The sequence below is a fragment of the Sphingomonas sp. BL-S-28 genome (genome assembly GCF_055521515.1).
This window is the reverse complement of the sequence record NZ_CM145484.1, coordinates 1,194,689-1,212,542: the sequence shown is the minus strand read 5'-3', so window position 1 is coordinate 1,212,542 and position 17,854 is coordinate 1,194,689. Positions and strand designations below refer to the sequence as shown.

Genomic DNA, 17,854 nt, shown 5'->3' with positions numbered 1-17,854 from the left:
ACATGGCCGTAGCCCGGCTGCCTGAAAACCTGCGTTTCGCCATTTCCCGAGGGATGCCATGTCCAAGACCTCCATCCGTACCGCAGCCCTTCCCGATTTCCTGGGCGCGCTGCCTGCGGAGCTGAAGATCGACACTCTCTCGCTGGACTGTTTCGATACGCTGATCTGGCGCAACACGCAGGCCCCCTATGACCTGTTCGCCGATCTGCCGGTAACCGGCGGAGCCCTGTACCCGCGCCGCCACGCCGAAAGCAACGCACGGCTCAACGCCCCGCACCGTCAGCGCCGTTTCGAAGTGACGCTGGACGAAATCCACGCCGAACTGCTGCCCCACCAGGGCGACGCCGAACGGGCGGCCATGGTTCAGGCCGAACTGGATGCGGAAGCACGCCACTGCTTCGCCTTTGCGCCCACCCGCGACCTGATACTGGATGCCAAGCGTCGCGGCATGAAGGTCGTCATCGTTTCCGACACCTACCTGTCCGAACCGCGCCTGCGCAATCTGATCGCGGATGTCGCCGGCGAAGAACTGGCCGGCATGATCGACCGCATCTTCTGCTCGTGCGAATACGGCATCGGCAAGGCCGGCGGCCTGTTCAAGCTGGTACTGAAGAAACTGGGCATCAAGCCGCAGCAGATGGTGCATCTGGGCGACAATATCGTCGCCGACATGCAGGCCCCGCGCATGCTGGGCATTCCCAGCATGCACATCACGCAGTTCGACACCGCGGCCACGCAGCGCCTGCGCATGGAGGCTGCCGCTGCCAGCATGATCGATCCGGCCACGCGCATTTCCGTGCCGGTCTATCAGCCGCACCGCGCGCAGGTTTCGCTGCGCACCAACGACGACCCGACATTCGCCTTCGGCCACGATGTCCTCGGCCCGCTGATGCACGGCTTCGCTTCATGGATCCGCGAGGAGGCCGAAGCGCTTGAACGGGCCACCGGCCGCCGCGCAAAGCTGCTGTTCCTGCAGCGCGACGGGCATCTGCCCGCCCGCGCCTTCGCCGCGCTCTATCCCGAATGGGCGGATCGCGTCACCGAACCGGCGATCAGCCGCGTCATCGCCGTCGCCGCCAGCTTCGTCGACAAGGAAGCCATCCGCAAGCACATGGCGCCCTGGCTGTCGCCGAACATCGAGAAGACGCTGACCAAGGCCCGCATCTGCGCCCGCCAGTTGCTGTTCGACGAGCGCGAGACGGCAAAGCTGCTGGAAGGCGGCGACCTGGAAGGCTTCGGTGCGCGGGTGATGAAGCCCGGCAATGTCGAAAAAATCCTGCGCCGTTCGGCCAGGATGGGTGAGCGTCTGTTCCGCCAGTTGCGCAATCTGGGCGTCGAACAGGGCGACGCGGTCATGCTGATCGATCTGGGCTACAATGGATCGGTGCAGAACGCGGTGGAAGCACGCCTGCGCGCGGGCATGGATCTGGATGTGGCCGGCCGTTATCTGCTGCTGCGCGAAGTGCTGCCCTCCGGCCTCGACAAGCGCGGCTATTTCGACACGCGCAATTACGACTACAACGTGCTGTCGACCATTTTCAGCTCGATCGCGGTGGTGGAGCAGTTCTGCACGATGGCGATCGGCTCCGCAGTCGACATTGCCGAGGACGGAACGCCGATCCGCGAAGCCGTGGGCGTCGAAAACGCCCAGAGCGACGTTCGCGAAGCGGCGCAGGCCGCCTGCCTGGAATTCCTGAGCGCCGTCGGCAGCGCCTTCGTGCGCACGCCCCGTTCGGACGATGTCGAAACCCGTCGCCGCGCGGCGATGGGCGTGCTCGCCCGCCTGCTGATGATGCCGATCGACCAGGAAGTGCAGATGCTGCAGCACTTCAACCACGATGCGAACTTCGGCGTGAAGGACATGATCCAGATGTCCGATCTGGAATCCGCCCAGCACAGCATCAAGCGGCGCGGCTTCTTCTACGTCCGCAATGCCGAACGCATGTATCTGCCGGGCGAACTTCAGCAGTTCGGCCTGCCGCTGAACCTGTCGGTCTTCAGCATGCGCCGCTTCAATCTGGACTTCGCGAAGGGCGACGTCGATATCGAGACGCTGCAGTTGCCGATCCAGGTCTATGGCGACGGCCAATCCACGGCCCGAACGGTGGGCGCGCATCGCACCGCGGACGGCTATTACCGCGCGATCGTGCCGGTCGGCACCGGCCAGTTTTCGATCGGCCTGTTCCTCGGCCGCCTGTTCGAATACGTGCAGGTCGAGGAAATCAGCGTGCAGCCCCTCACCACCGTGACCGGTGAGGATGCCACCCCCGCGCAAGTGGTGACCGACGGTATGGAGGAAGTGGCGCCCGGCCTGTACCGGATCGACGGCCCGCAGGGCTTCATGGTCGTTCCCGCCGTGCCGAGCGACGAGCAGATGCTGCTCAGCATCGTCCTGCGCCCCATCGTGGCCCGCAACCAGACCGTAGCAGAGGCGAACCGCGCGGCGGCCTGACCCGGCCTCCCGCCCAACGAAGAGCGACCGCCGGGCCGGGGCGCGTTCCCGAGGGACGCTCTCCGGCCTCGTTGCGCTGCAAACGAGGTGTTCCAGCAATAGGCGGACATCGTACAGCAATGGGAAAGACGCGGCCGCCTGCGCTATTCCGGCGCTACCTTTGACGATCGCTGCGATTGGCTGCGATTGCTCCGGCCAGACTTGATCGATTGGTATATCGTTTCAATGTGGCACGCATTTTACGATCATACATCTGTTTCACTGACCCGGCGCCGCGCAAGCGGCCCCGGCGGGACTGCCCACGGCGCGACCGTGGCCGAAAGCAGTTTTAAGGTCCCGATTCGCGACTAGGAAAAACCCCCATACGGCCTTTGTAATCGGCTGAAATCAGGGGTTTTTTCCGAACACCCATTTCCGCGAAAAACCCATACGGGAAATCCCTTAGTTGGTAGCTTAGTATACGAAAGCCATTGGTCTTCAGGTGAACATTTCCCGCGTCCTGGGGCGCGGACACATCAAGCAATGCGGGCAGTATTCTTGAGAGTTCGATGACGGAAAATTTACCTTTGGGTCGCGCGGAAAAGATCGACAGACATGCAATGTCGCAGACTGAATACAGCTTCTCTCTCAAACTGAGGGTGGATTCACCTGGCAAGCTCTGGCAGGCGGCGGCTCTCCGCTGCCTGGCGCAACCGGGGATTTGCGAGGATGACGTCGCCGAGATGATCGGCCCGTTCGACGATCCCTCGATCGTCGACTGCCTCATGGTGCTGGCCCTGCCCGATCACATGCCCGGCTGCACGCGGCTGGATGTGTCTTTGGGGAACCACGGGCCGGACTATTCCGCGGACCTCGCGGCGATCCTGGCCGGATGCCATAGCGCCAGCCGCAACTGAAACACGCCGGCGCGATCGCGCGCCGGGTTTCGCGCCCATTGCCGCCCTGCGAGCGGCCGGCGCCCGCTTTTCCCTATTCAGTTTCGGGCAGGCGCATCGGGCCATCAAGGCCGCCGCAGTGTCCCAAAACGCAGGCACCCGAAACAAAAGCGGCGGGGGGGCCCGCCAACCCCGCCGCCGCTGCCGCTCTCACAGGAAGTGTGTTCAGATTTCGCTGTCGGTGGCTGCCAGCGCGACCAGCCCATCCACCGACATGCGGATGCCGTTGACACCCAGCATGATCGTCGAACCGTCGGTGACGACGTCCGAAACCTTCGCCACCGAATTGATCGTGGTCTCCAGCTCGTTGCCGGCCGCGTCCGTCGCCGTGATCGCCATGGTATAGGCGCCGCTGGCGGCCGTGGTGCCATCCGCCTGGGCGCCGTCCCACTTGTATTCGCCTTGCGAGGTGGGATCGAGCTCCACCGTCTGCACGACCTTGCCATTGGCGTCGGTGATCGTCGCGGTGACCGACGCGGGCGTGCCGTCCACGTAGTAGGTCCAGTGCGCCGGGTCGCTGCCAAGGCCGGCCACCGGGGAGTCGAAGCGCGCTTCCTTGCCGATGAAGCTGGAATACTGCGACATCTGCGAGGAGGTGAGCTGCGAGAGAATGTCGCTGAGCGTGCCGTTCTGCTGGATCTGCTGTTCCACCTGCGAATACTGCACCAGCTGCTGGGTGTATTCCGAGGTATCGGTGGGGTTGAGCGGATCCTGGTTCGTCATCTGCGTGGTCAGCAGCTTGAGGAACAGGTTGTAGTCCGACAGCAGGCTGGTGGTGGCCGCCGAAGTGCTGTCGCTCGACGTGGACGACGAGGACGAGGTACCGGAAACTGTAGTCATGTGCTGCTGGTGTCCTATGCCATGAGATCGACGTGGCCGCTGCTTCCAAGCGACCGGTAAACCGGGTCGTCGCCCCCGCTGAAATCGTCTGTGCTGGCCTGCTGGCCCTGCCAGCGCTGCCCGCCCTGACTGCTGCCCTGGCCGCCGCCCTGACCGCCATTGCCCTGCCCGGCTCCCTGGCCACCGGCGCGCGTATCGAAACGCAGCGATTGGCCATCCGCGCGGATGCCGGCATCGGCCAGCGCGCGATTGAGATCGGTGCTTTCGCGGCGCAGCAGATCGGCCGCGGTCGAGCTGTCCGCCGACATCACCGCGCGCAGGACGCCGTCGTGATCGAACGACAGGCGCACGTCGATGCGGCCCATGTGCTGGGGATCGAGCTTGATGAGCAGGTCGCCCGCACCCTTGTCGAGCGCGCGGGCGATCTGGACGCCGATGTCGTTGCCGAACTGGCCTTCCTGCACCGAAACCGTGGCGGTCGGCGTGGTGGCAGCGGCAGTGGCGTAAGGCAGTGCCGCCGGCCGCATGGCCGTGGTGGCAAAAGTCTGCGTCAACACCGGGCTGGACAGCGTGGAGCCATCCGCGCCCGTCGAGGCCGGGTCGGAAGTGGTCAGCGCAGCGTCATGCGTGGCTGAGCCCTCCCCTGCGGCGTGGGCCCCACCGCTCGATGCGGTGCTTTCGGCGGCCGGGGTGAAGGCGGTGTGCTTGCCGGCGCCGCCGCGCGTCGAAGCGGCGGCGGCGAAGGTTGCCGTGCCGCTGGCTGCGGCCTGCCCCTTGCTGTCGACGCGGGTCGCCGCATCCGCCTTGGCATTTTCGCCGGTGGCGCCTTCGGTGGTGGCCTGCGCGCCAGCCAGGGCGACTTGCGCCGTCGCGGCGGGCATGGCCGCCGGAGTTGCGGGCGTAGCGGCCTGCTGGATCGGCAGCGGCACGGCCTGATCGTCCGCATCGGCGGTACGCGCCCGGTCGCTTGCCTTGGCGGGTTCGCCGGTTGCGGCGGGGTCGGCCTCGGTCGTCGCGGTAGCGTCGCCCGGCGTCGCCTTCGCTGTATCGGCGGCGGCAGCTGGCAATGCAGTCTTCCCCGCGCCATCCGCCTTGTTCGCGGCGAGGTGCGAGACGAGGTTCATCGGCTTGGCGGGCACCGGCGCAGGCAGCGTATCCACCACGGGTGCCGTCACCGCCGGTGCGGCATCGGTGACCGATGCGGGATCGGCATCGACGGCCGGAAGCGCATCCGCCAGCGCGTCGGTGGCAGAAACAACGGCGGTCTCGGCGGCAGTCTCGGCAGCAGTCTCGGCCGCCACCTGGGCATCGCCCTGACCGTTGGCGGCATCGGTGGCCGGCGTTTCGGCCGCGCTCGCGTCTTCGGCGGTGTTGGCCTGCCCCTTGTCCGTCGGTGCCTTGTCCGTCGATGTCTTGTCGGTCTGGGCCTTGTGAGAGGCCGTCCTGTCGGCCGTGCCATCGCTGGCCTTGCCCGAAGGGCTCTTGGCCGACTGGTCCCTGCCGGACTGGCTCTGCGGCCGCTCCGCGCGCGTGCCGGCTGCGTCGTCGACCATCGACCCGAAGGACGAAGCCCCGCCGTCATCATTGCCAAATGCACTCGCCGGCGAACTTGCGGCAGGCGCCGCCATCGGAAGCACGGCATTGATGGAAACTGTCATGTATCGCTACCCTCTCCGGGGTTTACCCGGCCACATCCTATCATAGAGCGATTTGCGCCTTCCCGGTCTCGCCCCGCTTCACGTCATCCGCCCCTCACCCGATCGCACCAAGGCTGCGCAGCCGTGCGCGCGGGTGGATCTCGTTCTGCGAAAGCACCACCGTCGCCGGGCGCACGCGCTCGATGATCGAGCGCACGTAAGGCCGCAGCGGCGGGCTGGTGAGCAGGCACGGGATCTCACCCTGCGCGGCAAAGCGGTCATACGTCTCGCGCACCGAGGCGATGAACTGCTGCAGGTTGGACGGCGCCATCGCCAGGTGGCGGTCATCGCCCTGCCCGACGATCGCCTCGTTGAAGGCTTCGTCCCAGTCGCCGCTGAGCGTGACGATGGGGATCGTGCCGTCGAAAGTCTGCTGCGCCGAAATCTGGCGCGCCAGACGCGCACGCACATGCTCGGTCACCAGCGTCAGGTTGTTGGTCATCGCGGTGGCTTCGGCGATACCTTCCAGGATCGTCGGCACGTCGCGGATCGAAACGCCTTCGGACAGCAGGTTCTGCAGGATGCGCTGCACGCCGGAGATGGAAATCTTCGCCGGGATCAAGTCGCCGATCAGCTTTTCGGTGTCCTTGTGGACTTCGCTCAGCAGCTTCTGCGTCTCGGTGTAGGAGAGCAGATCGGCGATGTTGTCCTTGACGATTTCGGTCAGGTGGGTGGTGACGACAGTACCGCAGTCCACCACGGTCAACCCGCGGAAGCCCGCTTCCTCACGCATTTCGCGATCGATCCACAGCGCCGGAAGCTGGAACACCGGCTCCTTGGTCGGCTCTCCGCGCAGGCCGGTTTCGCCGCCGGCGGCATTGATCAGCAGCAGCTTGCCGATGCGCAGTTCGCCGCGCGCGATCTCGGTCTCCTTGACGAAGACGATGTATTCGTTGGGCTGCAGCGCCATGTTGTCGAGGATGCGGACGGCCGGCAGCACGAAGCCGAAGTCGATCGCCATCTGGCGGCGCAGCGCCTTGACCTGATCGTCCAGACGCGGCTCGGCCGTGGCGTCGTTGATCAGCGGCAGCAGGCCATAGCCCAGTTCGATGCGCAGCGCGTCGATCGCCAGCGTGCGGGCGATCGGCTCTTCCGCCGTCGCCGCCTCGCGCTGCTTGGCTTGCGCGGCTGCGGTGCGTTCGCGGATGACTTCGGCCTCGGCCTTCTTCGTCATCGTCCACGCCGCCCAGCCGCAAAGGCCGCCCAGCGAGGCAAAGGGGATGAACGGCAGGCCGGGCACCAGCGAGAGCAGGCCCATCAGCACCGCAACGATGCCGAACGCCTTCGGGTAACGGCCCAGCTGCTCACCCAGCGCCGCACCGGTCTTGCCGGAAATGCCGCCCTTGGAGACCAGCAGGCCCGCCGCGGTGGAGACGATCAGCGCCGGGATCTGGCTGACCAGACCGTCACCCACGGTCAGGATCGTATAAGTCTTGAACGCTTCGCCAAACGGCACGCCGTGGATGGCAACGCCGATGATCAGGCCGACGACCACGTTGATCCCGGTGATCAGCAGGCCGGCGACTGCATCGCCCTTCACGAACTTCGAGGCACCGTCCATCGCGCCGTAGAAACCGCTTTCGGCCTCGATTTCGGCGCGGCGCTCGCGCGCCTCGGCTTCGGTGATGGTGCCGGCGTTAAGGTCAGCGTCGATCGCCATCTGCTTGCCGGGCATGGCATCCAGGCTGAAGCGCGCCGCCACTTCGGCGATACGGCCGGCACCCTTGGTGATGACGACGAAGTTGATGACGATCAGGATCGCGAAGATGGTGAGGCCGATGACGGTCTCACCGCCCATCAGGAACTCGCCGAAGGCCGCGATCACACCGCCTGCCGCGTGATGCCCCTCGTGCCCATGGCCTAGGATCAGGCGGGTGGAGGCAAGGTTCAGACCCAGACGCAGCATCGTGACGATCAGCAGGATCGTCGGGAAGCTGGACAGCTGCAGCGGCTTTTCGATGAACAGCGCCGTCATCAGGATCAGCACCGAAGCGGTGATCGAAAGCGCCAGCCCCATATCCAGCATCCAGCCGGGCATCGGCAGGATGAGCATGGCGATGATCGCGGTGACGCCCAGTGCCAGCGCAAGGTCGCGGCTGGGCCCAAGCCGGGTCAGGAACTGGTTCAGCCTGGGAGCGGCCCCGGCAAAGGTTGGAGCATTCATCGCGTCATCCGAAATCTGTTACGGCGTTCGAAGGCGTATTCGGCGCATCGGCCCGGGCTATCCGCCCCTCGGCGGGCCGATAGCCCGGCAACGTCAGTGGCGCAGGAGGCCCGGCGGCAGTACCTGCCCGTCGGACAGGAAAGTGCGCAGCTTGTTGCGCATGGTCCGCACGGAAATGCCCAGCATCGATGCTGCGCTGGTGCGGTTGCCCGAACAGCGCTCCAGCGTCTGCAGGATCAGCTCGCGCTCGACATGATCGAGACTGTGGCCGACCAGCCCGCTGACCGCGCGGCGGAACGTGAGCTTGCCGCTGCGCTCGCCGCGCAGGCGGGCGATCACATCGGGCATGTCCACGGCGATTTCCACCACCGCGACTTCGCCGCCGCAACGCCAGGTCTCGCGGATCGCGCCCCCGGCAGTGCCGACCGCGATGCTGGCGGCGGAACCGCGCACCATCTCCACCGCCAGCCCCATCGCCGGGCCCAGTTCGCCCACCAGCATCAACCGCGTGGCATCGGGCTGCGTGCCGTCCTCGATCTCCATTCCCGCCGCGACCGGTGCATCGATGCCCCGTCCGATTGCGGGTTCGATTCCCGATTCGATCCTCGGCTCGATGCCCGGTTCAATGCCTGCTTCTCGCCCCGGTTCCGGGCCGGCTTTGGGTTTGCCGACGGGGATCATCCCTCCTGCCTCACGATTTCGGTCAGGGTCACGCCCAGCGTGCTGTCGATCAGCACCACTTCGCCGCGCGCGATCAGACGGTTGTTGACGAAGATGTCTACCGGTTCACCCACGCGGCGATCCAGTTCGACGACCATGCCCGGCTTCAGGCGCAGCAGGTCGCCGATGTCCATGCGCGAGCGGCCCAGCACGGCCTGCACCTTCACCGGCACGTCGAACACAGCCTGAAGATCGTCGGGCGTGGGCGGCGTGGTCGGGCGCGGCGACCAGGGGCGCGCTTCGGAATCGTCCAGCGGCTCGTCGTCGTTCAGGAACGCCGGGGCAAGCTGGCGGGGTTCGAGTTCGTCGCTCATCTGGGGGCCTTTCAAGAGTTCATCCATTGACGGATCACCGATGCGGATTCGGCAGGACTAGAGGAGATGGCATCACCGATGCGCCGCAGGGCGGAGAGCTTGATGCGGCCATCGACCTGGGCCAGCGCGATTTCCTGGTCGAGCAGCGGCTCGCCATTCTCGCCGCGCAGCTGTTCGAGGCGGCGCATGGCTTCCTCGTCGCCATCGGCGGCACGCTCGCCCAGCGCCAGCATCTCGCTATCCAGCGCAGACTTTTCCACCACGCCTTCCAGCAGCTGCGGCGCCGGGGCCGGCAGCGCCAGCTTGGGCTTCAACATGCGCAGGCCGATCAGGGCAATACCGCCGACGAGCACGATCTTCAGCACGTCGAACAGACGGTCCCAGGTCAGGCCGAATGGCAGGCCGGCGGAGGCACCGTCGATATCGGCCGGGGCGCTGAACGTCATGTTCTCGACCACGACGCTGTCACCGCGGGCGGCATCGAAGCCCACTGCGTTTTCGACCAGGCGCTGGAGGCGCTGCACTTGCGGAGCAGGCAGGCCCTGCGGGCCGCCGTCCACCATCACCGCCACGGTCAGGCGCTTGACCTGGCCGGGCGTGCGCACCGCCACCTTGTTGGTGCGGCTGTTCTGGTAGGTGGTGTCTTCGGAGGTTTCGTTGCGGGCGGAGCGACGGCTGTCGCCACCGGTGCCGTTGACGTTCCCCTGATTGTCGGGAAGCTGCGTGGCGACCGAGGCGCCGCGCGCGCCGGCGGCGTTTTCATCGTTCTGGTCGTTCGATTCCACCGTAACCTGATGGGCGACGACTTGCGTATCGGGATCGTAGACCTCCGATTCCTCACGCACCTGATCGCGTTCCAGCACGGCGGCCACTTCGGCGCGGACCTTGCCCTGGCCGACGATCGGTTCGATCATCGCCTCGATCTCGTCGCGCAGGCGCGCTTCCATCGCCGACTGGCGATCCTCGATATCGCCCGAACCACCGGCCCCGCCGTCGCCCGCGCGCGCCAGCAGCGCGCCGGTCTGATCGACGATGGAAACCGCTTCGGGCGCCAGATCGGGCACCGAGGAGGATACGAGGTAGCGGATCGCCTGCACCGTCTCGTTCGGCAGGCGGCCGGCCGTCTTCACGGTGACGGCGGCACTGGCCTTGCGCGGTTCGGTTTCGAACATCGCGCGCTCTGGCATGACGATGTGAACGCGCGCCTTGCTGACCTTTTCCAGCGTCTCGATCGAGCGGGCGAGCTCGCCTTCGATCGCGCGGGTCTCGTTCAGCTTCGCGCGTGAGGAGGACACGCCGAAGGGCTCTTCCGCATCCAGCACTTCGTAGCCGATCTTGCCGCCCAGCTGCTCACCGGCCAGCGACATGCGCAGTTCGGCCAGCTTGTCGACCGGGGCCATGACCGCCGTGCCGTCCGGCGAGATCTGATACGGCACGTTCTGCGCCTTCAGCTTCTCGGTGATGGACTGCGCGGCAGCAGGATCGAGATCGGAGTAGAGGTAGCCCATCTCGCTGGCGGGTGTGCGGAACGCCACCCAGGCGAGGGCTCCCAGCATGGCGAGGGCCACACCGCCCATCAGCAGGGCACGGCGCGCGCCGATCTGCTCGATAAAGTTGCGCAACGCGTTCAAGATCGCCTCTTATTCCGGACGAGACCCCCCTGGTCTCGCTCGGGTCCATTATAGGATAAGAGACTAGGCAACTCTTGCCGGTCGCCGGAAAAGTTTACGCCGCGGCGGTAAGCCCGGTTTCCGGCCGCATTTCGGCATCCTCGGCAAGCGCTTCGATGACGTCGGAAGCCCCATCGCGTGCCACATCAATGGCTTCCAATACAGGAGAAGCCATGGGCGCTTCCGCCTCCTGCGGACTGGCCAGCAGGCCTGCGAGTTCCGCCAACACCGCGGTACGGCGCGCCTCCGCACTCACGCCCAGGCCGCCTTCGGCCCAGCCGATGCGGGCATCCGCCGGCGGCATGGCGGGATCGTCCATGACGACGATCGACAGCGTCCGGCGTTCGCTGGCCTGACGCGCGGCAACGACGCCTTCCAGCGCTTCCCGCATGGTCGGATGGACGCGCACGGTGATGCGGGTGCCGCGGGCGACCTGATCCAGCGCACGCGACAGCGCCTCCTCGATGGCGCGCGCGGGCTCCAGCGCGACGGCGTGGCCGGCCAGCATTTCCGCCGCCAGCAGAGCCACCGATCCGGCTTCGCAGGCGACCAGATCGGCCATGTCCTCGAAACGGCGGGCAATATCGTCAAGCCCGGCGTGCAGGGCGTCGGTGGCGGCCAGCAGTGCGGCATCGCGTTCGTGCCGCGCCTGCTCCAGCCCGGCGTCGAAACCGTCTGCACGGGCGCGGACCAGTTCGGCTGCGTGTTCCTCACGCAGACGCTCGATCCGTGCCTCCAGTGCGGCAAGCTGTTCATGTACGGCATCGCCGCCGGTCTTCTCCTCCGCCTCTGCCGAGGCAAAGCGGAAGACCCGATCGAAACCGAAAGGCTCAATGGCCATGGTTGTCTCCATTTGCGCGCACCCTGGGTTCGTCTACCGCCCTAGACCGTCCAAGTCTCAGTAAATCATCGCATCGTCGCTCTTGGGATCGACCAGCATGATCTCGCCCCGATCGCCCAGCGACTTGGCAAGGCGCACCAGCGCGGTCTGCGCTTCCTCGCACTCGCGCGCGCGGACCGGGCCCATCGCGGCCATGTCGTCGCGCATCAGCTTGGCCGCACGCTCGGTCATGGCGTTGAAGAACACCTTCTTCATGTCGTCCGGCGCGCCCTTCAGGGCCAGCGCCAGTTCGCGCTTGTTGCAATTGCGCACGATCGTCTGGATCGCGCCCGGCAACAGGTTGGCCAGATCCTCGAAGGTGAACATCAGCGCGCGGATGCGTTCGGCCGATTCCGGCGCCTTGTCGTCCAGCGCGTCCAGCATCGCTTCCTCGGTCGAGCGGTCCAGCGCGTTGAACAGTTCGGCCATCGTCTCGTGGGGATCGCGGCGCTGCGCGCGCGAGAGATTGGTCATGAACTCGCTCTTCAGCGTCTGTTCCACCTGGACCAGCACGTCCTTCTGCACCGTGTCCATCCGCAGCATGCGCATCACGACGTCGGTGGCGAAATCGCGCGGCAGTTCGGACAGCACGCGCGCGGCGTGATCGGGGCGCAGCTTGTGCAGGATCACCGCCACCGTCTGCGGATATTCGTTCTTGAGGTACCCCGCGAGCACCGCCTCGCTGACGTTGGACAGCTTATCCCACATCGTGCGACCGGAAGGACCGCGGATGTCCTCCATGATTTCCTTGACCTTGTCGGACGGCATGATGCCTTCCAGCAGGCGCTCGGTCGTCTCGTAAGAGCCGTGGAGCGTCGCCATGCTGGAGACTTCGCCCGAGAACTGCACCAGCAGATATTCGACCACCACCGACGGCACGCGGCCGAGCTGGGCGATCGTGGCGGACAGTTCCTTTATTTCCTCGGTCGTGAGCTGATCCCAGATCGGGCCGCCCTGCTCGTGGCCGAGCGAGAGCATCAACGCGGCAGCGCGTTGCATTCCCGAAAATTTCTTAAGCTCGGGCGGTTCGCCCACCGCGGCCATCATCGTCACGTCTTTCATCCCCAAAAAAGTCCGCGATGCCGACCTGTCGGCGCCTGCGACCGTCTATCTTATAGGATGATAGCGGGCGGGTGCGAAGCCCGGGAGGCAGATTTGACGATAAACTACAGCAGCGGGCTCATCGGACTGTCGATTCTTGGCGGGACCAGCGCTTACTCCAGCGCCATTTCGACGAGCACGTCCACCGACAGCGCCGCGGTCACCGCGGCGAAGAAGGCTTTCACCATGCCGGCGACCACGCCGCCGTGGAAGCTGGCGGACACCGATACCTCGTCGACCAGCTCGCAGGTGTCGGCGATCAAGAAGATGCTGTCGGTCATCGACAATTCGTACAGCCGCGACAGTTCGCTGGACGATCTGCCCGACGTGAAGGCCACCTTCACGATCTACAAGGCGCTCACCCGCCTGCAGACCCTGGCCGAAAGCGCCGCCAAATCCGGCACATCGGCCACCGAGCGCGCGGCGCTGGAAAAGGCCTTCGCCAAGGGGCTGTCCGATATTCAGTCCTATATCGGTTCGACAGATACCGATCTGCTGACGCTGAACTTCGGCACCTCGGCCAGCCGGGTGCAGACCGTTGCGGTAGACAAGCCGGACGTCACCGGCGCCATTACCGGCGAGACCGTCTCCACCAAGGAGGGTGACGCGATTTCGGGCCTGACCGGCAGCGAAGTGTTCCAGATCACCCTGGCCAAAGGCACGACCACGCAGACGGTCAATGTCGACCTGTCGCAATCGACCCAGCCGCCCACGCTCGATTCCGTTGCCGCCGCGCTGAACGCCGCAATTTCGGCGCAGCCGCAGCTCGACGCCAACGGCGATCCCGTGCTCGATGCCGATGGCAACCCCGTCAGCGAGTGGAAATCCAAGTTCACGGTCGCTTACGACAGCGATGCCGAGAAGTGGGGCCTGGTATTCAAACCTTCCGGCATCGAGAAAGTCTCGCTGGAACAGGTGGATGCCGGCGATGCGATCATGGTCGCCAGTGGCGAGACCCGCACCGATTCCACTACCGATGCGGAAATCTACAAGTTCGGCGACATTGCCGGTTCGCTGACCTGGGAACGCCTGAGTTCGATCAACGGCGTGGACGCCACCGCCACCGCGCAGGCCGAAGCCGCCGCCAGCCCGGATGACGACGAGGATACCGGCTATACCGTCGATGCCAGCACCAGCGCCCGCGCCATGGTGACGGATTCCGATGGTTTCGGCTATATCGTCGGCACGACCGACGGCGATCTGGGCAGCCAGGTTTCGGACGGATCGAACGATCTTTTCCTCACCAAGGTCGATTCCGAAGGGAATGTGGTCTGGAAGCGCAATCTGGGCGCGGCCGGATCCGCATCGGGTTCCGCGATCAGCCTTGCGCCCAATGGCGACATCGTCGTCGCCGGTTCGGTCAGCGGCGAATTCAACAACAGCGATCCGGACCAGACCGACCTGCTGGTGGCGCGCTTCAGCGCCGCGGGTGAGGAACTTTCGGCCACCGCGATCCGCCAGGTCGGCAACGAGACCGCCAGCGCGGTGACGGTGGGCAACGACGGCAGCATCTATGTCGCCGGGCGCGCCTCCACCGGCGGCGGCGATGCCGTGATCGTCAAGCTCGATTCCAGCGGCCAGTTCGTGGAACGCCGGACGATCGACAGCGGCAGCAACGACCTTGTCAACTCGCTCGCCATCGACGGTTCGGGCAACCTGCTGGCCCTGACCAACGAGGGCGGCGTCGCCAAGCTGCGCCAGATCGATGCCAGTTCGCTGTCCAACGATCTCGGCTCGATCACGCTGGGCAGCAATGTCGAAGCGCGCGCCATTGCGGTTTCGGACAGCGGAGAGATCGCCGTGGTCGGTGCCGCCAGCAGCGCGGTCGCCGGCGATCAGGTCAATTCCATCACCGGGTCCCGCGACGCCTTCGTCACCCGGATCGATGCCGGCCTGACTTCCGCCAGCACCACCTATATCGGCACTTCGGACGATGATCAGGGTGACAGCGTTACCTGGCTGGGCAACACGCTCTATGTCGGCGGCCGCACCGCCGGCACGCTGGAAGGCACCAAGGCCGGCACCGTGGACGGCTTCATCGCCCGCGTCGACGGCGATACCGGCGAAGTGCAGACGGTCTCGCAATGGGGCCTCGTCGCAACCACCGTGGAGCCGGTGCGCATCACCACCCTGTCGGGCGGCGACAATGCGCTGGACGCGCTGGGCCTGCACAGCGGCCTGCTGAACCCGACCACCTCGGCCACGCTGGTTTCGCAGACCAGCCTGCGCGCGGGCGACGAATTCTCGATCGCGGTCGATGGCGAGGATGCGCGCAAGATCACGATCGACAAGAACGAGACGATGACCACGCTGGCGGCCAAGATCAAGAAGATCACCGGCACCGACGCCACCGTCACCACCTCGCTGGTCGATGGGCAGACGACGCTGAAAATCACCGTCGCCGCCGGCCACACTTTGGTTCTCAGCGCCGGCGGAGACGGCAAGGACGCACTGGCCAAGCTGGGGCTCACGCCGGTAAAGCTCAGCACGCCCAAGGTGAAGGGCAAGAACGATCCCAAGGTCACGCCCGGCGGATCCTACAGCCTCTCGCTCAGCAATGCGCTGAGCCTGTCCACCAAGGCTGCGGCGACCGAGGCGCTGACCAAGATCAAGTCCGCCGCATCGATGATCCAGAGCGCCTATCGCTCGCTCTACTGGGATTCGACGAAGACCGCGCTGGTGGACGGCGTCACCTCAAGCGGCGGCGGCTCGGCGTACCAGAAGGCACAGCTTGCCAACTATCAGGCCGCGCTGTCGCGCCTGACCGGTTCTTCCTGATCCTTCCTTCCCGAAAGGAACATTCGATGTCTTCGCTTCCCCCGCTGCTGGACGGCATGGCCGCCTCGATGAAGGCGATGGCCGAACATCAGCGCGTCATTTCCGAGAATATCGCCAACAGCGAGACGCCCGGATACAAGGCGCGCACCGTTTCCGCGCCGGACTTCTCATCGCTCGTCTCGCAATATGGCGAGGCGACCGGCGCCCCGCACGTCGCCCGCCCGCAAGTGGCGCTATCCGCTTCGATGACGGCGCTTGGCGCCCGTCCTCCGCAGGCCGGCGGCCGCATCGTGCTGGATAGCGACACCAGCGAGACCAAGCCGGACGGCAACAACGTCACCCTGGAAGACCAGCTGATGTCGCTGGGCCAGGTCCAGGCCGACTACACGGCGATGACCAATATCTACAAGAAGCAGATCGGCCTGCTGAAGCTTGCGCTTGGCCGCAACTGATCATGCGGTCCGCGCCGAATCGACGGCCTTGGCCACCGAACACCCCCGTCCAAGCATCCCCAGATAGAATCGGACGGGAATAGACTGGGCGCGCGCTTTCGGGTGCGCGCCTTCCTTTTGCCGAATCGCCTCGTTCGCCAGCAATACAGGAACCCTACGCCGTTTCAGGCGTTTATCCCGGAACATGCGGGATTTCCAGAAATCGCCTCGATATCCGAACGGTCTCCGGCCACGCAGGCAGCGACCGAAAAGCCGTTACCTGCGGTTTCCCGATATGCAATTATCCTGAAATTTTGTGATTAATTTCAATATTTTGCAAAATCTCAGCTATTCCCGAAAACCTGCACCGCGGCAGCGTTACATGGCCCAGGTAACGGTTAAAAACCTGCAATCGGGGCGATACAATGCTCATTCATCGTTAAGCAATCATAATAAAGAGAGAACACGGGTTTCCGGATAGCCATCCAGTTCTGACCCGTTTTGGACCATCATCCCAAGTGCGATATTGACCACCTCGGTGCTTCATGAAACATCTTGGGCATTGCAATGAAATTCGAGCTTCGATGACAGAAAAACCAGTTCGATCCGGCAGGCGGGCAAGGAAGGCGACTGCCTCCGGTTTCGCAGCCCTTCAGATCGACGCCTGCCGCAGCCTGGTATTTCCAAACGGGATAAGGAAGTTTCGCAAGCAACGAAATATAGGTTCACTGCTGGAACTGGCCGAACAGCTTCCTGACATTACCTATATTCGACTTTCCAAGATCGAACGGGGCGAAGTATTTGCCCGCGCCGCAGAGATGCGCGCGATCGCCGCCGCGCTCCACGTCGATCCGCTGGACCTGCTTGTCGACATCGACGATCCCGCTTTCGATATCGAGGTCTGGGCAGAGCCGATCCTGGGTGCCGACCGCACCGATCCCGAGGCGGACCGCCTGGCCGTGGTGATCGCCGGTGCCGTGCGTGCGCGCCGTGCCGCGGACGATACGCTGACGATCGCCGTGTTGGAGGACGAATACGCCATCGCGCCCGTCATCCTTTCCCGCATCGAAAACGCCCACAAGCCTTTCGATCGCTGGAACGAAGAAGTGCGCACCTCGCTGCGCCGGCTGTTCGGCGCGGCGGACGATGCCGCGCTGGCAGCACTCGCCACCGATGCCTGCGATCGCGGTGAACTGGATGCCTTCCTGCCGATGATCGCCAACCCGCAACTGCGCATCGCCAAGACCCGCGCCCGCACCGCGGCACTGCGCGCGGAACTGAGCGGACCTTCGCCGGCCGCCGCGCCGGCGCCTGCAAATACCCGCACGGTGCGCGAAAAGGCCGCCCGCCCCTCGCTGGAAACCTCGGTGCTCGAACGCCCCGTTCCCGTACTGGACGCCCCTACGCCGCGCACGTTCGCGGCGGAAGATATCGCCGCCGACGCTTGCGCCACGGCCACCGTGCGGCTGGTGCCGGTCTTCGGATCGCCGCTGCCCGGCGGGCTGCTGGCGCGCACGCCGACCGATACCCATGTCGAAGCGCCGCGCAGTGCCGGCCCGCGTTCCTATGGCCTGCGGATTGGCCGCTCCACGTTGGGGGCGGGATTGCCCGGCCGCGCAGTGCTGGTGGTCGATCCCGATCGCTTCCCCTCGGCCGGCGGTCTTGCCGTGGTCGAACTGGACGAAGGCCTGCGGGTTATCGCCATTACTTTCGATCGTCAGGGCCAGACACTGGGCTTCTGTCTCAATCCCGAGTTCGAAGTCGCAGTCGATGCGATCGATCCCGCGCGCGTCGCCACGGTATTGTCGGCCGTATTCGAATAGTCGTCAATTTGCAGGACTTTCGGGGCCGCTCCTCACTCCAATCCGATAT

At 65.4% G+C, this 17,854-nt stretch carries 14 protein-coding genes; 5 read left to right on the top strand and 9 right to left on the bottom strand.

The annotated features are described in order from the left end of the window. Window positions 1-58: 58 nt before the first annotated feature. Together ACZ1JC_RS14515 and ACZ1JC_RS14510 are read left to right on the top strand one after the other, a co-directional pair. Window positions 59-2,452, top strand: coding sequence for an HAD family hydrolase (locus ACZ1JC_RS14515; protein WP_465136186.1), 2,394 nt, complete (start codon window positions 59-61; stop codon window positions 2,450-2,452). A gap of 599 nt (window positions 2,453-3,051) precedes the next feature. Next, the gene (locus tag ACZ1JC_RS14510; RefSeq protein ID WP_465136187.1) at window positions 3,052-3,348 is read left to right on the top strand and encodes a hypothetical protein; all 297 of its coding nucleotides are present in this window, start codon (window positions 3,052-3,054) and stop codon (window positions 3,346-3,348) included. A gap of 204 nt (window positions 3,349-3,552) precedes the next feature. Here ACZ1JC_RS14510 and ACZ1JC_RS14505 read toward each other — a convergent pair whose 3' ends face one another. The 9 genes from ACZ1JC_RS14505 to ACZ1JC_RS14465 all read right to left on the bottom strand — a co-directional run bounded on the left by ACZ1JC_RS14505 (window position 3,553) and on the right by ACZ1JC_RS14465 (window position 13,054). After that, complete coding sequence (locus tag ACZ1JC_RS14505; protein ID WP_465136188.1) at window positions 3,553-4,227, bottom strand: flagellar hook assembly protein FlgD; 675 nt, start codon at window positions 4,225-4,227, stop codon at window positions 3,553-3,555. Window positions 4,228-4,241: 14 nt separating this feature from the next. Next, a complete protein-coding gene (locus tag ACZ1JC_RS14500) occupies window positions 4,242-5,885 on the bottom strand; it encodes a flagellar hook-length control protein FliK (protein ID WP_465136189.1) in 1,644 nt (547 codons plus the stop codon). A 94-nt stretch (window positions 5,886-5,979) separates the two neighbouring features. Beyond that, window positions 5,980-8,088 carry a flagellar biosynthesis protein FlhA gene (gene flhA / locus ACZ1JC_RS14495; protein ID WP_465136190.1) on the bottom strand — a complete coding sequence of 703 codons (2,109 nt, stop codon included), beginning with the start codon at window positions 8,086-8,088 and terminating at the stop codon, window positions 5,980-5,982. A 93-nt stretch (window positions 8,089-8,181) separates the two neighbouring features. Further along, entirely contained in the window at window positions 8,182-8,769 is a 588-nt protein-coding gene (locus ACZ1JC_RS14490; RefSeq protein ID WP_465136191.1) for a helix-turn-helix domain-containing protein, read from the bottom strand. After that, window positions 8,766-9,122: a flagellar motor switch protein FliN gene (gene fliN / locus ACZ1JC_RS14485; RefSeq protein ID WP_465136192.1), complete on the bottom strand. Its 357-nt coding sequence runs from the start codon at window positions 9,120-9,122 to the stop codon at window positions 8,766-8,768. Before fliN ends, ACZ1JC_RS14490 begins: the two co-directional genes overlap by 4 nt. 11 nt (window positions 9,123-9,133) lie before the next feature. Further along, window positions 9,134-10,753 carry a flagellar basal-body MS-ring/collar protein FliF gene (fliF, locus tag ACZ1JC_RS14480; protein ID WP_465136193.1) on the bottom strand — a complete coding sequence of 540 codons (1,620 nt, stop codon included), beginning with the start codon at window positions 10,751-10,753 and terminating at the stop codon, window positions 9,134-9,136. A 94-nt stretch (window positions 10,754-10,847) separates the two neighbouring features. Next, window positions 10,848-11,633, bottom strand: a complete 786-nt coding sequence (locus ACZ1JC_RS14475; RefSeq protein WP_465136194.1) for a FliH/SctL family protein — start codon at window positions 11,631-11,633, stop codon at window positions 10,848-10,850. A gap of 57 nt (window positions 11,634-11,690) precedes the next feature. Continuing rightward, window positions 11,691-12,719: a flagellar motor switch protein FliG gene (gene fliG / locus ACZ1JC_RS14470; RefSeq protein WP_465138591.1), complete on the bottom strand. Its 1,029-nt coding sequence runs from the start codon at window positions 12,717-12,719 to the stop codon at window positions 11,691-11,693. Between the two features lie 167 nt (window positions 12,720-12,886). Beyond that, window positions 12,887-13,054, bottom strand: coding sequence for a hypothetical protein (locus ACZ1JC_RS14465; protein ID WP_465136195.1), 168 nt, complete (start codon window positions 13,052-13,054; stop codon window positions 12,887-12,889). Between ACZ1JC_RS14465 and ACZ1JC_RS14460 the strand changes: the two genes are divergently transcribed. The 3 genes from ACZ1JC_RS14460 to ACZ1JC_RS14450 all read left to right on the top strand — a co-directional run bounded on the left by ACZ1JC_RS14460 (window position 13,041) and on the right by ACZ1JC_RS14450 (window position 17,805). Next, the gene (locus tag ACZ1JC_RS14460) at window positions 13,041-15,551 is read left to right on the top strand and encodes a hypothetical protein (RefSeq protein WP_465136196.1); all 2,511 of its coding nucleotides are present in this window, start codon (window positions 13,041-13,043) and stop codon (window positions 15,549-15,551) included. The two genes, ACZ1JC_RS14465 and ACZ1JC_RS14460, sit on opposite strands and share 14 nt — an antisense overlap. Window positions 15,552-15,577: 26 nt before the next feature. Continuing rightward, window positions 15,578-16,003 carry a flagellar basal body protein gene (locus ACZ1JC_RS14455; protein WP_465136197.1) on the top strand — a complete coding sequence of 142 codons (426 nt, stop codon included), beginning with the start codon at window positions 15,578-15,580 and terminating at the stop codon, window positions 16,001-16,003. Window positions 16,004-16,800: 797 nt separating this feature from the next. After that, window positions 16,801-17,805, top strand: a complete 1,005-nt coding sequence (locus tag ACZ1JC_RS14450) for an XRE family transcriptional regulator (protein WP_465136198.1) — start codon at window positions 16,801-16,803, stop codon at window positions 17,803-17,805. Window positions 17,806-17,854: the final 49 nt, after the last annotated feature.

Coding starts and splice junctions, on each gene's coding strand:
- fliG (WP_465138591.1), bottom strand. CDS start 12,719: ATGATGGCCGCGGTGGGCGAACCGCCCGAGCTTAAGAAATTTTCGGGA.
- fliN (WP_465136192.1), bottom strand. CDS start 9,122: ATGAGCGACGAACTCGAACCCCGCCAGCTTGCCCCGGCGTTCCTGAAC.
- ACZ1JC_RS14490 (WP_465136191.1), bottom strand. CDS start 8,769: ATGATCCCCGTCGGCAAACCCAAAGCCGGCCCGGAACCGGGGCGAGAA.
- ACZ1JC_RS14450 (WP_465136198.1), top strand. CDS start 16,801: ATGCGCGCGATCGCCGCCGCGCTCCACGTCGATCCGCTGGACCTGCTT.
- ACZ1JC_RS14465 (WP_465136195.1), bottom strand. CDS start 13,054: ATGACCGACAGCATCTTCTTGATCGCCGACACCTGCGAGCTGGTCGAC.
- ACZ1JC_RS14510 (WP_465136187.1), top strand. CDS start 3,052: ATGTCGCAGACTGAATACAGCTTCTCTCTCAAACTGAGGGTGGATTCA.
- flhA (WP_465136190.1), bottom strand. CDS start 8,088: ATGAATGCTCCAACCTTTGCCGGGGCCGCTCCCAGGCTGAACCAGTTC.
- ACZ1JC_RS14455 (WP_465136197.1), top strand. CDS start 15,578: ATGTCTTCGCTTCCCCCGCTGCTGGACGGCATGGCCGCCTCGATGAAG.
- ACZ1JC_RS14515 (WP_465136186.1), top strand. CDS start 59: ATGTCCAAGACCTCCATCCGTACCGCAGCCCTTCCCGATTTCCTGGGC.
- ACZ1JC_RS14505 (WP_465136188.1), bottom strand. CDS start 4,227: ATGACTACAGTTTCCGGTACCTCGTCCTCGTCGTCCACGTCGAGCGAC.
- ACZ1JC_RS14500 (WP_465136189.1), bottom strand. CDS start 5,885: ATGACAGTTTCCATCAATGCCGTGCTTCCGATGGCGGCGCCTGCCGCA.
- ACZ1JC_RS14475 (WP_465136194.1), bottom strand. CDS start 11,633: ATGGCCATTGAGCCTTTCGGTTTCGATCGGGTCTTCCGCTTTGCCTCG.
- ACZ1JC_RS14460 (WP_465136196.1), top strand. CDS start 13,041: ATGCTGTCGGTCATCGACAATTCGTACAGCCGCGACAGTTCGCTGGAC.